We start from the raw sequence: 13,677 nt of genomic DNA on the forward strand, positions 1-13,677 counted from the left end.
GCAAGGCGCTGACATATAGTTTGGTCTGCCGGACCCCCGCTCGGACACCCGGTTTTTTGCCGCCCCCACGAATAGTACCACCGGAGATCGTGCCATGAACTCACAACACACGGCCGTCTGTCGTAGGGGAACAGACGCAGCGAGGGGGGACCAGCATGCGCGGTGACCGACTCGACGCCTACCACTTCTACGAGCACTCCTACGAGAGCTACGACGCCCTCCGGGACGATTTCGAGTGGGAGGTCCCGGAGCAGTTCAACATGGCGTGGTACGTCTGTGACCGCTGGGCCGACGACAAGGGCCGCGTCGCCGTCTTCGGCGAACACGAGTCGGGAGCGCGTGAGACCTACACCTTCTGGCAGCTCCAGAACGCCACCAACCGCCTCGCCAACTACCTCAGCGACCACGGCGTCGAGGCGGGCGACCGGGTGGGCGTCAACCTGCCACAGCGTGTCGAGACCGTCATCGCCCACGTCGCCTGCTGGAAACTCGGAGCCGTCTCGGTTCCGCTGTCGACGCTGTTCGGGCCCGACGCCATCGAGTACCGACTCGAGGACTCCGACGCCGTCGCCGGCATCGTCGACGAATCCAACGTCGAGGACTTCCGGGAGGGGACCGAGGAGCTTTCGCTGAACACGACGCTGACCGTCGGTGATGTCGCGACGCGGGACGGTGAGGCGGATCTCTGGGCGGCACTCGAGGGCTACTCTCGGGAGTTCGAGATGGCCGAGACCGACAGCGAGGACGACGCGATCATCATCTACACCTCGGGGACGACCGGCGACCCCAAGGGGGTCCGTCACGCCCATCGGATGTTGCTCGGTCACCTGCCGCTTTTCATCACGACCTTCGGTAACATGGAGATGCACGACGACGACGTGTTCTGGACGCCGGCGGAGTGGGCGTGGGTCGCCTCGCTGTTCGACGTGCTCTTTCCCGGCCTGTACTACGGCAAACCGGTCGTCGCCTACAACGGCGGCCAGTTCGACCCCGAGACGGCCTTTCGGATCATCGAGGAGTACGGCGTCTCGAACTTCTTCGGTCCGCCGACCGCGCTGCGGATGATGATGCGGGCCGACCCCGACTACCGCCTCGACACGATCCGCACCATCTCCGGCGGCGGCGAGTCGCTGGGCCAGGATATCGTCGAGTGGGCCGAGGAGACCTTCGACGGCGCGGTGGTCCACGAAGGCTACGGGCAGACCGAAGCCAACATGCTCGTCGGCGACTGTACGGCGCTTCTGGAGTTCCGCGAAGGGACGATGGGTCGGGCCGGCCCCGGCCACGAGATCGCGATTGTCGATCCGGACACCGCCGAGGCGACTGTCGAACCGGGCGAGGTCGGCGAGATTGCGGTCCGGTACGAGGGGAATCCGGTCTGTTTCAAGGAGTACTGGAACAAGCCGGAGCGAACCAGCCGGAAGGTTCAGAACGGCTGGCTGCTCACCGAGGACCTCGGCCGGATGGACGAGGACGGCTACGTCGCCTTCGAGAGCCGGAAAGACGACGTGATCATCAGTGCTGGCTACCGGATCGGCCCCGTCGAAATCGAGGAGTCGATGGCCGATCACGACGCCGTCGCCGACGTTGCCGTGATCGGCGTCCCGGACGACGAACGCGGCGAGGTGCCGAAGGCCTTTGTCGTCTCGAACGCGTCCGATCCGGACGACAGCCTCCGAAAGTCGCTACGCCAGCACGTCCGGGACCGACTCGCGCAGTACGAGTACCCCCGCGAAATCGAGTTCGTCGACGAACTGCCGAAAACGTCGACCGGCAAAGTCCGCCGGGCCTCGCTGCGGGAACGGGAGGGATTGCAGTAAGCGGAGTCGAACGCCCGCCCGTTGCTCTGCGTTCAGTCCGACTCCGTCACGAAAATCTGCGGCCCCAGTTTCGCCCGGACGGCCCGGAGATGTTCCGACAGCGTGGCCTGTGAGATATCGAGTTCCGCGGCGAGAGCCGCCGCGGACGCCCCGTCGCAGTCGTAGTAGCCGCGCTCGACTGCGAGCCGAGCGACCTCCTGCTGTCGCGCAGTGAGTACGTCGAGGTCGATGAGTACGGGCTGTGAACTCCCCGCGATGTCGTCCGAACTCAGCGCCTCGACAGAGGCCGACAGCCCCACCGCCTCGAACTGCTGGACGCACTCCTGTACCGCCTCGGTGCCGGGAGCCGCGACCAGCAACTGAAGCCACTTCTCGTCCCAGGTGAGCGCGTACGGCCGGACCGGGAGGTGCTCGAACCCCTCCGCCAGACAGCGGCTCCCGTCACACAACCGACCGATCGGGTCTGCATCTGTCTCCGACGGCAACCGGCAGACGACGAACTGCTCCCCCGCGGCAACCGCCTCGACTGTCGGGTCGTCTGACACCGCCGTTTCACTCTCTTCGATGACTACCTGTGGCGGTGTCTCTCCGCCCGCGGGGACGAACGTCTGAACACTGTACTCCGTAACGACATCGCGGAGGGGACACTCGCGGCGCGGCGAAACCGAGAGCTGTGCGTGGGTTCCTGTCATAGTTGGAGGGCTACCATTCCGGTTGGAATGTTACCGAGAGTCGCCCCGGTCGGAGAATAAGCCTTCTGGCCGCGCTACCTCCAAATTGGCGGGTATGAGCGCTTATACTCCATCGCTGAGACGGGCGCGGAAAAACCGTAAAATTACTAGACAGAGACACTATGCCCGGTGCGTCGAATCAATATATTGTAATGTATGGGGAGGAAACATACCCACTGACACGGCGAACAGTACTGCAGACGACCGGCGCGGCCGCCGTCGGTGTGGTCGGCTTCTCGGGACTCGCCGCGGCGTCCGACTGGACCGTGGCCGACACCCCGACCGGTGACACCCTCCACGATGTCACGTACACGTCGGCGGGAGCGTACGCCGTCGGCGGCAGCGGCATCGGCATCGAGCGGACGGCGAACGGCTGGGTAACCGCGTTCAGTGGCGGGCCGACCGGCAACGGAAACAACCTCTATGGAAGTGATGTCACCGACGACGGCGACGTACTCTGGTTCGTCGGCGCGTCGGGCGCTATCGGTGCCTACGATGTCTCGACCGGAACTGTCCGGGATTACTCGGCCCCGAACGACGTGACGAACAACTTCAACGATGTCGCCGTGACCGGGCCGGCCGGTGACGCGAACGTGTACGTCGCCGGCGACTCCGGCAAGGTCTACTACAGTTTCGACAACGGCGAGACCTTCGACTCCGTCACCCCCGGAAGCGGGTCGAGCATCAACGCAATCGATTTCTACGACACCCGCTCCGGCCACCTCGTCGACGGCAACCAGAGCGCCTTCGCGACCGACGACGGCACCACCTGGGCCAAGATCGGAGTCGAGGACGCCGACGGGAACCTCTACGGTGTCGACAGCGACGCCGCCGACGACGTCTCGGTCGCGACCGGCGTCGGGACTGTCTCCCGGTACGACGGTGCGGGCTGGACGCCGGAGCCTGTCGGAAACCTCGAACTCCGGGACGTCGAGATCGACGGCACGGCCGGACTGACCGGCGGAGACTCCGGGCGGGTGTTCGAGCGCGACGCCGACGGCTGGACGGAGTTGAGTACACCTGTCGAGGAGAATCTGAAGGCAGTCGTCCGGGGCGACCCCGACATCGCTGTCGGCGCGGCCGGTACCGTCATCGAGCGGACCGGCGGCGCTGGCGGCGGTGAGGACGACGGGGGCGGCGGCAATACCGGCACGGTCGACCGGCTGAGCCGCACTTCCACCCAGACCGCCGAATCGACGAGTCTCACCTTCGAGGTGGCGAACGACACCGACGGGACGGTGGTGGTCGACGGCTTCGCCGTCGAGACCGACGTTTCCGTCGATGCGCTCAGCCGAGAGAGTCCGGAGGTGCAGTTGGCGGCCGATACCGACGGCGAGGCCGCGAGCGGGGAGGGGTTCCCGGTCGACGGCCAGACCCGCCCCCTCGACTCCGCCGCGTCGTACGACCCGGGGACCAGCGGCAGCGCGGATTTCGGCGCGTACGACAGCGGCAACGTCAAACTGACCGTCGAGCCCGCCGACACCCGACCCGAGTCGGACTACCTCACCGTGACCCTCCGGTTCGCGGACGAAACCGCCCAGCGGTTCCACTTCGCCGTAACCAACGTCAACTCGTGATCGACGGTCAGTGGGTCCGCCCGCTGAACGGTCCGCGTAAATCTACGTTGGTTCCGTCGAAATCGAGTTCGTCGACGAACTGCCGAAGACGCCGACCGGGGCGGTCCGGCGAGCGTCCCTGCGAGAGCGGGAAGAATCGCAGTAGTTACCAGTCGAGGCGGCCCTCGGAGACCCGACTGTAGAGAACCGATACGACGACGGCACCGACCAGCGCTCCGCCGACGCCACGGACCACCCCGCTGAACCCGACCAGCTGGCAGCCGACCAACGCGACGAACGCGTTCGCGATCCGGAGCCACTCGCTGCCGTCCGTCGCGAGATACACCGTCCCGGAGAGGGTTACTCCGATGCCCAGGCCGACGATGATGAAGTGGACCCCGAGCGAATCTGCGACGACGAGTCCGGTTATCACGAGCGCCAGACCAGCCAGTACGACCCTCGAAACAGACCCGTCACTCCCGACCACGTTTCGATGATCTGTGTGCATACTTCCGTGACCGGGACGAGCACGGAAAAAACGCCGGTGACTGTTTCCGTCCGTGAGAGCCGGCTGGGGGACCGCTTGAACCTCTGTCAGTCGACCAGCGGCGTCCCGTCCGCCCGCGGCCCGAGTTCCGGTCCGAACGGCGGGTCGTCGGGATCGATCCGGCGGCGCTGGCGGTAGTCGGTCGACCGCTCGACGGGGATGCGCCCGATTGCGCTGATCATCTCGACGTACTCCTCGAAGGAGCGCCGTTCGCCGAAGGAGCCACCAGCGCGTTTGGTGATCTCCTCGGAGAGAATCGTCCCCATGAAGTCGTCAGCGCCACAGGAGAGCATCTTCAGCCCCTGCTCGTCGCCGTATTTCACCCACGAGGACTGGACGTGGTCGACGTTGTCGAGATAGAGCCGCGAGACGGCGATCATCAGTTCGTCCTCGTCGGTCGTCGCGCCGCCGTCGATCATCCCCCGCTCGTGCAGAGGCGTGTTCGCGTGGACGAACGACAGCGGGACGAACTCGGTGATCGCGCCGGTCTCGTCCTGTAACTGGCGAATCTTATCGAGGTGTCTGACGCGGTGGGCCTCGTTCTCGACGTGGCCGTACATGATCGTCGCGGTCGTGTCCAGACCGACGGCGGCGGCGGCCTCCATCGCCTCCATCCACTCGCCGCTGTCGATTTTCCCCGGACAGATCACGTCCCGGACCTCGTCGACGAGAATCTCCGCGGCCGTGCCGGGAACGCTGTCGAGGCCGGCCTCCCCTAGCCGTTCGTAGACCTCCTCGTACCCCCAGTCAGCGCCGCGCTGGGCGTGGTACGCCTCCTCGGGGGTCATCGAGTGGATGTGGACGCCGTCGACGCTCATCGCCTCGATCTGCTCGCAATACGTCCCAGGATCCGTCTCGTATCGCTCCGGGGACTTGTAGTTCAGGTCGCCGCGCTCGCTGGCTTCGAGCATCTCGCGGTGTTCCTCGTCCAGCGCGAACGCGGGGTGAAGCCCGCTCACCGACGTGACCTCGTAGATGCCGGTGTCGAGCGCCTGTTCGACGATTTCGCGGGACTCCTCGGGGGTCTTGGTGAAACCAGCGTGGTCGGTGTCGTTCTCCGCGAGAAACTGATCGGAGCGGTCCTTGAAGTTACAGAACAGACAACCGGTGTTACAGGCCGTCGTGACGTTGTTGTTGAGATTGGCGACGAAGGTGACCTCCTCGCCGACGACCTCGGCGCGGCGGCGGTCGGCGGCTTCGAGGACGAGTTCCTTCCGCCTGGGATCGATTCCCGGGCTGTCGGTCCCGGTCGTCAGGAGTTCGATCCCGTCGTCGACCGATAACCGCTTCCCGTCCCGTGCCTTCGCCAGTGCGTTCTCGAAGGACTGGTCGGTCTCCGGCCGGTGATCGAACTCGAAGCGATCACGCGGCACGTTGCTCGGGCGGGAAGCGTCTGCCATTGTCTCTAAGGGGACTCCGTAGCGATAAAAACGGCGTGGTCCGGGTCGGTGTTGCCGCACTCGGTGACGGCCGATTTCTACGTTTCGCCCTCTTCCAGCGCGAGTTCCGGACTGGTCCAGATGACGAACTGGTCGTCGTCCTCGCGGTCGATGACGCCGTTGATGTGGTCTTCTTCGACCGGCGGGTCGTTGACCTCGCTTTCGGTGATCGGCGAGACCTGCCGCACGTCGTCGACGACCCAGCCGATGTGTCCCTGGTCCTCGAACGCCTCGGAGTCGAAGACCACGATCAGTTCGTCCGCCTCGGTGTTGTCCTTGCCCAGCGTGACCTTCGGATTGAGAATCGTCGTGATCTGGCCGCGGAGGTCGACGACGCCCTGGACGTACTCCGGCGTGTTCGGCACCCGGGTGATCGTCTCCTCCTTGACAATCTCCTCGATGTACTCGATGTCGAGACAGTAGTGTTCGTCGTCGAGGCGGAACTCGAGTACGCGGGTCTCCTCTTCTGTCGTCTCGGTCTCGCCCTCGGCTGCCGGTGCGGTCGCGACGGCTTCGCCGTCGCCAACCTCCGGCCCGGCGGTCTCGACATCGCTTCCGGCCTCGCCCTCTTCGAGGGCCGCTTCGAGCGTGTCGGTGTCCGGGAGTGGTGCTGTCACGCCCTCGTCGTCGCTCGGTTCCGCTGACGATTCTGACTCCGTTCCCTCCGTGGGTTGGTCTGTGCTGGTCATTTCGGTCTCTGGCTCGTTGTCTGGTTTCTCGGCCGGTTCCGCTGTCTGTTCGTCCTCGCCGGAGACGGCCTCCGAGACGAGGTCGGCAACCTCTGCCTCCGCGTCGCTCTCGCTCGTCTGCTCGGCGGTCTCCTGCTCGTCGTCGACGGTTGGCTCCTCGTCAACGCCCGCGTTGTCGAGTTCTTCCTCTCCGGCCGTCTCCTCTGCGCCTGCTTCTCCGTCGCTTTCGGCCCCTTCAGCGTCTGCCTCCCCCTCGCTTTCGGCCTCCTCCGCGGCCGATTCGACGAGATCCTCCATCGTCTGCATTTCCGGCTGTTCGTCGTCCGTCGTCTCCTCTCCGGCCTCGTCGGCGTTCCCCGGGGCTGTTTCTGAATCTGCGTCCGCGTCGGCAGTCTCCGTCGACTCTTCGGCCCCGGCGTCGGCCTCCGACGGCTCCCCGCCGTCTGTCGACTCGTCGCTGTCTCCGTCCCGACTCCCCTCTCGCATCTCTCGGATCCGCTTCGCGCGGTCCATGCGGTCGTTGTCAGTCATGCTGTTACCTCCGTGTAGCCGAACTGCTCGTCGAACTCCGCCGCGATGTCGAGGAAGACCTCCTCCATATCGACGGACTGTTCGTAGGCGAAAATCGAGGTCCCAGCCGAAAACGCCCGCTGGAGGGCGACCCGTTTGCGCACCTCCCAGACGGGGTGGCCGGCGAAGACCTCGTTGAGCCAGTCGACCATCATCAGGTCCTCGTTGGTCTGTTCGACCCGGTTGGCGACGACGCCGACGGTGTTGACCGTGATTCCGGCGAGATCCTCCAGCGCCGCGATCTGGTCGATCAACAGTTCGATGGCTCGCTCGGAGGTCGCCTCGGTCAGCGCCGGGACGACGACGTTCTGTGTCGCGAAGATGCTCGTCTCGGTCAGCCGACCGTAAAACGGCGGCGAGTCGACGATGATGTAGTCGTACGCGGTTTCGAGTTCGTCGAACGCCTCGTCCAGCGCCCCGAGCGCGTGCGGCGTGTTGATACCCTCCGGCTCGACGTTGATCGCCAGCGAAGACAACGCCTCGACGCCCGCTCGGTTGTCGCCCAGTTGGGCGATCAGGTGTGCAATCGTCAACTCCTGTTCGGCGTGCAAGAGATCCAGATTCGACGGGAGCACGTCCATCTCCTCGTGTTCGACGATCAGGTCGTTGATGAGGTGGCGACTCTCGTGGTCGGTCAACACGTCGAACAGCGAGGGTGGCTCGCGGTCGTACGCCTCGACCAGTCCGAGTCCCTCGGTGGCGTTGCCCTGCGGGTCGACATCGACGAACAGCACGTCCCGACCGCGCTCGTTGAGCGCGCCGGCGATGTTGATCGCAATCGTCGTCTTGCCAGTCCCGCCTTTGGCGTTGGTCACACAGACCCGGGCCGCGCCAGTATCCTCGCCTGTCATCTGCTCGTACTCGGTGGGATGTGGTCGGCGCTAATAAAAATACGTCTCCCATTATCACGAAGGACAACACGAGGGCAGTCGGATATCGCTCCGTAGCGGTCGTCAGACGCCCGTCTAACGCGACGCCAACATTTATGAGACAGTAGCGGAAACCTACTGTCACATGAGCATGAATCCGAGCGATTACGACCTCGACGAGCTCCGGAAGATGGCAGAGGAGCGTGACGGCAATCCAGCCGGTGATAACGGCAGCGGCGACGACCTCGGGCTGGGATCGATGCGCGGCGAGAGCAGTAGTTCGAGCAGCCCCGACTCCTTCCGCGCGGGGCTGTACCGCGAACTGCTCCCTCTGGAGGCCGGCGGCGACGCCGAGAAGCCGTATCTCGAAGCCCTGCCGGAGGACAACAACGGCGAACGCCTCATCTTCGAGTGGCTCGAATTCCTGCTGTTGCACGCCGGCCACCAGGGCACCCGTGAAGCGCTCTCGTACTACGAATCCGTCGGCTGGATCACCGAGACGTGTGAATCACAGCTCAAAGACTACATGCTCGGTCTCGACGAGCAGGCTGCGAGCGACCCGACGGATCTCGACGTCGACGACCACCTGCTCAGCCTCGTCTACATCGCCAAACTCGCCTCGATGAACTGAGTCGTAATCGCTCGGGTGCTCAGTCGAGACTATCGGATTCGATTCCTTCTCGTTCGAGAATCTCTTCGACGTACTCCGCTTGCAGAGACTGATCGTCCGGCAGAGTCATCTCCTCGCGTCTGCGGTCGAACGCAATCTCCCCCTGATGCATCACGGTCACCCGGTCGAGCGATCCCTCGAACTCCGTCACGCGGTGTGTCGAGACGAACACCGTGTTGCCCTGCTCGACGTACCACTCCAGGAACTCGAGCAGCCGAGCCGTCGATACGTCGTCCAGCGCGCCGAGCGGTTCGTCGAGGAGCATGATGTCCGGTTTTTTGATGAACGCGAGTGCGAGATCCAGTTTCCGTCCGAATCCGCCGGAGAGATCCCCAGCCGTCCGGTCTAACGCGCGGTTCAGCCGCAGTTCCTCGACGACAGTTCGGTTCCACTCCCAGTCGGTCGCCCCGACGATCCCCGCGAACACGGAGATGTTCTGCCGGACGGTCAGGCTCGGGTAGAAGTTCGGCGTCTGGAATCCGCAACCGACGACGATATCGGGCACCCGGATCTCGCCCGCCGTCGGCTGTGTCAGCCCCAAAACGAGTCGCATGAGCGTCGACTTCCCCGAGCCGTTCGGCCCGAGCAGGCAGTGATACTGGCCGCCGCCGATCCGCAGGGAGAGATCATCGACCGCCAGTACCGAGCCGTACTCTCGCGTGACGCCGTCGAGTTCGATGTACTGTTCGGTCCCGTCATCCACGGGCTGTCCGGTCGGTGACGCCCCCGCACCGTCCCCGCGGGATCCCTCGGGGTCCGGACCGTCTGTCGAGTCGTCGTCCATTAGCTCGTCCTCCGATAGTAGATAATCGATCCTTCGAGTGCGACCACGGCGGCTATCAGACAGCCGATCAGCATCGCCAGCCAGTCAGCGAAGGTCCCGAGGCTGGCTCCCTTGAGCATCGTGCTCCGGGCGATGATGCCGGCGTAGTAGGTCGGTAACAGCTGTGCGACGGTCGTCCGCAGCGACGAGAAAAAGCCAAGCGGGAACGCGAGCGCCGACAGCGCGACCACGCCGAGCATCGCGGTGACGTTGACGAACAGTCCCACTCCCGAGAACCGCGAGAGGATCATCACCGTCGAACTGACCGTCGAAACGAGCAAAAAGACGAGCAGCAGTGTCAGTATCGCTCCCGGGGCGAGCGCCGCAACGTCGTAGCCGTAGTACAGCGCCGCTGCCTGAAAGACGACGATTGGGACGACAGTTAGCCCCGTAAAGAAGAGCAGTTTCGCGGCGACGACCGACTCCAGGGAGGCCTCGACCCGCAGTCGATCCAGCACCGCGGCCTCGGTTTTCAGGTTGTACGGGACGTAGGTGAACGCGAAGAAGATCACGAGCGTCATCAGGAAGGTCGGGAACAGATACTCCGGCAGCGTCTTCTCCGCGCCGACGACCTCCCGCTCGGCGGTCACCTCCGCGTCGAAGATGCGGTCCATCTCCGTTTCGAGCACGTCCCCGATGATCTCCGAGGGGGAGAGAAACGGGACGATTGCGCCGTCGACGACGAGTCGAAACTGGGCGTCGGCGCTCGGATCGTTCAGATCCGGCGGCACCTCGATGACGGCGTACACCGACTCCCGTTCGAGCATCGCCCGGCCCTGCTGGACGCTGTCGACTCGTTTCGGGTCCGTGAACGTCGCAATCGTCCCCTCGACGATGTCGAGGTTCGTCTCGTTGACCTCCTCGTCGGCGGGTGCAACGGCGACGGGAACGTCCCGTGGTAACACGTCCTGAAAGACGACGCTCGTGCCCGCGAAAAAGCCCGGCAACAACAACAGCAGAAAGACGAGCACCAGGAGGTTCCGCAGACTCCAGTGAAACTCCTTTTCCAGCAGTGATTGCAACGACATTCAGCATCCACTCCACCGGGTAGCCGTCGGCCGACTTCCTGGCGACGACTCGACCATTGTGGGATATAGCTCCCACCAGCACAATGAAACTTGCCATGGGGCGTATGCGCCTCGGCCACAGAGAGAAACGCTTTTGCGTGAATCGACAAAGCATCAGGTATGGATTGGCCTCACGACCCCGATGGCGAGGAAGGGAGCGAAGGACGACGTAAGTACGGCCACGCCGTCCTCGCGAAGAAAGTCGACGAAGACGAAGACTTCCCCTTCACCGCGGGGGAGTACGTCGAACAGTACGGCGACCACCCCGTCCGCGTGGATTACGAGCGCGTCGTCAGTGTCGAAGAGATTTTCGAGAACATCGACGACGACGAGGAGTTCGAGGATTTCCCCGAGTTCCACCGCGCCGTCGGCGAGGCGATGCGCGAGGCCGACTACTGGCCGTACCGTCTCGAACACGCCTGACTCCCTGTTCTCTCCGGGCCGACCTACTCGCTGGTGTGTGACCGCGTAACATACTTGTGGACGAAACGTGTAGCCCGATTGATGAGCAGCCCCGACCAACGCCCCCGGACGGAGGTTCCGGACGGCATCAAGACCGACCTGCTCGCGTCTGAACGGCGGTGTCACATCCTGCGCGTGCTGGCCGCCAGCGGCGGTGAAGCGTCGGTGACCGACATCGCAGTCCGGACACGCGCTCGGGAGACGAGCCAGTCAGCCGACCAAATTCCCCCCGACGCCGTCGACTCGGTCCGCTACGAAATATACGAGCGTCACCTCCCGAAACTCACGGTGACGGGCATCGTCGAGTACGATTCCACGCTGGATACGGTTCGGCTGACCGACTCCGATGCGTGCCGCGAGACGACGCACATGCTGGAGTAACGGCCTCCGTGTCCCGGGACGATACCAGTGTCAGCGCAGACGTACCCGAACCGCTTCAATTCAACCTGTACGGGCACTACCGGCAAAAATCTACTGGAGATAGCTTTTTGCCTGGGTGTGGTAAATATCCACACATGGACTCGGAGCTAACAGTGCGAGAGATCATGGACAGGGAGTACGTCGGCGTCACGGAGTCGGACTCGCTGGTCGAGACGGTCGAACTCCTCCTGGAGGAGGACAAGGAGACGGCGGTGGTCCTGCACGGCAGTGAACACGTCGGGGTCGTCACCGAGCGGGACATCCTGTCGGCGCTGGTCGACGGCCCGGACCCGACAGAGGCAACCGTCGGGGAGGTGATGTCGGATCACGTCCCGACCGTCAAACCGGAGGCGACGGTGTCGGCGGCGGCCGATCGACTCTCGACGCAGCCCGCCCGTCGGCTCTTGGTCACCAACGGCGCGGAGCCGGAGGGCGTGGTCACCGAGGAGGACCTGCTCGCGGGCCGGAGCTACCGGATCGACTCGGAGACGACGACGGCGGCGACCGGCGAAGTCATCGCCGAGGAGACAATCGGCGGCGCGAGTACCGAGACGACCCCGCCAGCCGAGGATCGGTTCGAGGATCAGGGGATCTGTGAGGTCTGCGGGACGCTGACCCGAGACCTCGCCTCGTTCAACGGGCAGTTGCTCTGTACCGACTGTCGCGAAATGTGATGGTCGATATCCGCGACGCCGACACCGACGACGCCGACGCAGTTGTCGAGATGTGGCTCGCGCTGGCGGAGGGCCAGCGCCAGTACGGCTCTCACATCCCCGCCGAACCCAACCGCACGCAGATCCGCGAATCCGTCCTCCGACACATCACCGCCGAACACCTTCTCATCGCCCAGGGTGACCGCTGTCGTGGATTCGTCATGTTCACCGTCGAACAGGGTTCCTTCGAGCAGGATGTCGACCGGGGGATCATCGAGAACCTCTACGTCCGCCCGGAGTGTCGCGGCGAGGGAACCGGCTCCGAGTTGCTCGCCGCCGCGGAGCGACGGCTCGAAGACCGCGGTGTCGATACGGTCGCGCTCAACGTGATGGCGGACAACGACGCCGCCCGGAAGTTCTACCGGCGACACGGCTACGCCCCACACAGACTCGAAGTCGAGAAGTCAGTCGAGCAGTCCTGATCGGGCCGCTGGAAAACGATACACACTCAAAGGATGACCCACAAAATGGGGATGCGCCAGGGGAGCTTGGGCGGTTCAAGCACCCGACTTGTAATCGGGAGTTCGGGGGTTCAAATCCCTCCCCTGGCTTTTTTACTGCGGCGAGGACGACCAGCCACCGGCTCGTGAGTATCCGAGTGTATCTATCCGTAGCTGGTAAATACGGCTATTGTTTCCTGTTAACGTCTCTCATATATGCCGGGTGCCGCCGCCGGGGTGTTCGTCATCGCTTTCGGACTCCTCGTCGCCCCGAGTGGGCTGTACTTCGTGCGGATCTGTTACGCCGTCGCCGGTCTCCTCGGCTTCTATATCGGCGTCCGGGCCGCAGCGACCGCTCCGCCGATCGACGCGGTACGGGAGATCCCGTTCGGCACGGAACTCGTCTACGGGCTGTCGACTGGGCTGTTCAGTGTCGCGCTGCTGGTCGTCCTGTTCGCCATCGCTGGCGTACTGCTCCCCATCTCGTACGGCCTGCACCTCGGCGCTCGACTGTTCTCCAACCCGCTGCTGGTGTACCTGGTCACCGTGGTCGTCGGCCTGGTCGGGTTCACGCTGTTTTTCCTCGGCATCTGGGTCGTAAGCGCCGCCGTCGGCGGCGTGTTGGTCGCCGTCGGCGTCCAGTTCGTCTTCCCGGTCGCGGGTGAGACGGCCGCGCCGTACGGGGCGGTTGCGGAGTGGTTGCGCTCGGTCGGGGTTCCGGCGATCGTCCCCGAGATTGTCGTCGGGATCGGCGCTATCGGTCGGTCTGGAATCCTCTTCGGCATCGCCGGGAGCGTCGCTGTCGCTGGTATCGCGGGCCACCTGTTCGTTCTCCAGCAGGTCGTCGAGTGAACGGGTCCG

General features: G+C 64.4%; 14 protein-coding genes, 1 tRNA gene and 1 pseudogene. 9 read left to right on the plus strand and 7 right to left on the minus strand.

Annotated features, from left to right (window positions below; all coding sequences use genetic code 11):
- The first annotated feature begins 155 nt into the window (after positions 1 to 155).
- Positions 156 to 1,820, plus strand: a complete 1,665-nt coding sequence (locus GRX03_RS09570) for an acyl-CoA synthetase (protein ID WP_159763978.1) — start codon at positions 156 to 158, stop codon at positions 1,818 to 1,820.
- A 32-nt stretch (positions 1,821 to 1,852) separates the two neighbouring features.
- Here the strand turns inward: GRX03_RS09570 and GRX03_RS09575 are convergent, their stop codons facing one another.
- The gene (locus tag GRX03_RS09575; protein WP_159763979.1) at positions 1,853 to 2,512 is read right to left on the minus strand and encodes a helix-turn-helix domain-containing protein; all 660 of its coding nucleotides are present in this window, start codon (positions 2,510 to 2,512) and stop codon (positions 1,853 to 1,855) included.
- 191 nt (positions 2,513 to 2,703) lie between these two features.
- On the opposite strand from GRX03_RS09575, the pseudogene GRX03_RS09580 reads away from it, so the two are divergent.
- Positions 2,704 to 3,651 (plus strand): annotated as a pseudogene (locus GRX03_RS09580) (WD40/YVTN/BNR-like repeat-containing protein); the annotation flags it as partial.
- A 622-nt stretch (positions 3,652 to 4,273) separates the two neighbouring features.
- On the opposite strand, the gene GRX03_RS09585 reads toward GRX03_RS09580, so the two are convergent.
- The 4 genes from GRX03_RS09585 to GRX03_RS09600 form a co-directional block, all read right to left on the minus strand.
- The gene (locus GRX03_RS09585; protein ID WP_159763980.1) at positions 4,274 to 4,615 is read right to left on the minus strand and encodes a hypothetical protein; all 342 of its coding nucleotides are present in this window, start codon (positions 4,613 to 4,615) and stop codon (positions 4,274 to 4,276) included.
- A gap of 86 nt (positions 4,616 to 4,701) precedes the next feature.
- Positions 4,702 to 6,054 carry a 7,8-didemethyl-8-hydroxy-5-deazariboflavin synthase subunit CofH gene (gene cofH, locus GRX03_RS09590; protein ID WP_159763981.1) on the minus strand — a complete coding sequence of 451 codons (1,353 nt, stop codon included), beginning with the start codon at positions 6,052 to 6,054 and terminating at the stop codon, positions 4,702 to 4,704.
- A gap of 77 nt (positions 6,055 to 6,131) precedes the next feature.
- Positions 6,132 to 7,313 carry a chemotaxis protein CheW gene (locus tag GRX03_RS09595; protein WP_159763982.1) on the minus strand — a complete coding sequence of 394 codons (1,182 nt, stop codon included), beginning with the start codon at positions 7,311 to 7,313 and terminating at the stop codon, positions 6,132 to 6,134.
- Positions 7,310 to 8,203 carry a ParA family protein gene (locus GRX03_RS09600; protein WP_159763983.1) on the minus strand — a complete coding sequence of 298 codons (894 nt, stop codon included), beginning with the start codon at positions 8,201 to 8,203 and terminating at the stop codon, positions 7,310 to 7,312. Before GRX03_RS09600 ends, GRX03_RS09595 begins: the two co-directional genes overlap by 4 nt.
- Positions 8,204 to 8,366: 163 nt before the next feature.
- On the opposite strand from GRX03_RS09600, the gene GRX03_RS09605 reads away from it, so the two are divergent.
- Positions 8,367 to 8,852 (plus strand): FlaD/FlaE family flagellar protein, encoded by a 486-nt coding sequence (locus GRX03_RS09605; protein ID WP_159763984.1) that lies wholly within the window; start codon positions 8,367 to 8,369, stop codon positions 8,850 to 8,852.
- Between the two features lie 19 nt (positions 8,853 to 8,871).
- Here the strand turns inward: GRX03_RS09605 and GRX03_RS09610 are convergent, their stop codons facing one another.
- Positions 8,872 to 9,675, minus strand: a complete 804-nt coding sequence (locus GRX03_RS09610; RefSeq protein ID WP_159763985.1) for an ABC transporter ATP-binding protein — start codon at positions 9,673 to 9,675, stop codon at positions 8,872 to 8,874.
- On the minus strand, positions 9,675 to 10,742 hold the full coding sequence (locus GRX03_RS09615; protein WP_159763986.1) for an ABC transporter permease: 1,068 nt from the start codon (positions 10,740 to 10,742) through the stop codon (positions 9,675 to 9,677). Before GRX03_RS09615 ends, GRX03_RS09610 begins: the two co-directional genes overlap by 1 nt.
- Positions 10,743 to 10,901: 159 nt before the next feature.
- On the opposite strand from GRX03_RS09615, the gene GRX03_RS09620 reads away from it, so the two are divergent.
- The 6 genes from GRX03_RS09620 to GRX03_RS09645 all read left to right on the plus strand — a co-directional run bounded on the left by GRX03_RS09620 (position 10,902) and on the right by GRX03_RS09645 (position 13,668).
- Positions 10,902 to 11,204: a DUF5785 family protein gene (locus GRX03_RS09620; RefSeq protein ID WP_159763987.1), complete on the plus strand. Its 303-nt coding sequence runs from the start codon at positions 10,902 to 10,904 to the stop codon at positions 11,202 to 11,204.
- 81 nt (positions 11,205 to 11,285) lie between these two features.
- A complete protein-coding gene (locus GRX03_RS09625; protein WP_159763988.1) occupies positions 11,286 to 11,624 on the plus strand; it encodes a DUF7344 domain-containing protein in 339 nt (112 codons plus the stop codon).
- Between the two features lie 134 nt (positions 11,625 to 11,758).
- Positions 11,759 to 12,337 carry a CBS domain-containing protein gene (locus GRX03_RS09630; RefSeq protein ID WP_159763989.1) on the plus strand — a complete coding sequence of 193 codons (579 nt, stop codon included), beginning with the start codon at positions 11,759 to 11,761 and terminating at the stop codon, positions 12,335 to 12,337.
- On the plus strand, positions 12,337 to 12,798 hold the full coding sequence (locus GRX03_RS09635; RefSeq protein ID WP_159763990.1) for a GNAT family N-acetyltransferase: 462 nt from the start codon (positions 12,337 to 12,339) through the stop codon (positions 12,796 to 12,798). The genes GRX03_RS09630 and GRX03_RS09635 overlap by 1 nt, the downstream gene beginning before the upstream one ends.
- Before the next feature lie 55 nt (positions 12,799 to 12,853).
- Positions 12,854 to 12,927 (plus strand) — tRNA-Thr (locus GRX03_RS09640).
- Between the two features lie 105 nt (positions 12,928 to 13,032).
- Complete coding sequence (locus tag GRX03_RS09645) at positions 13,033 to 13,668, plus strand: hypothetical protein (RefSeq protein WP_159763991.1); 636 nt, start codon at positions 13,033 to 13,035, stop codon at positions 13,666 to 13,668.
- The last annotated feature ends 9 nt before the right edge of the window (positions 13,669 to 13,677 follow it).

The organism is Halovenus carboxidivorans (assembly GCF_009831575.1).
Taxonomy (GTDB): domain Archaea; phylum Halobacteriota; class Halobacteria; order Halobacteriales; family Haloarculaceae; genus Halovenus; species Halovenus carboxidivorans.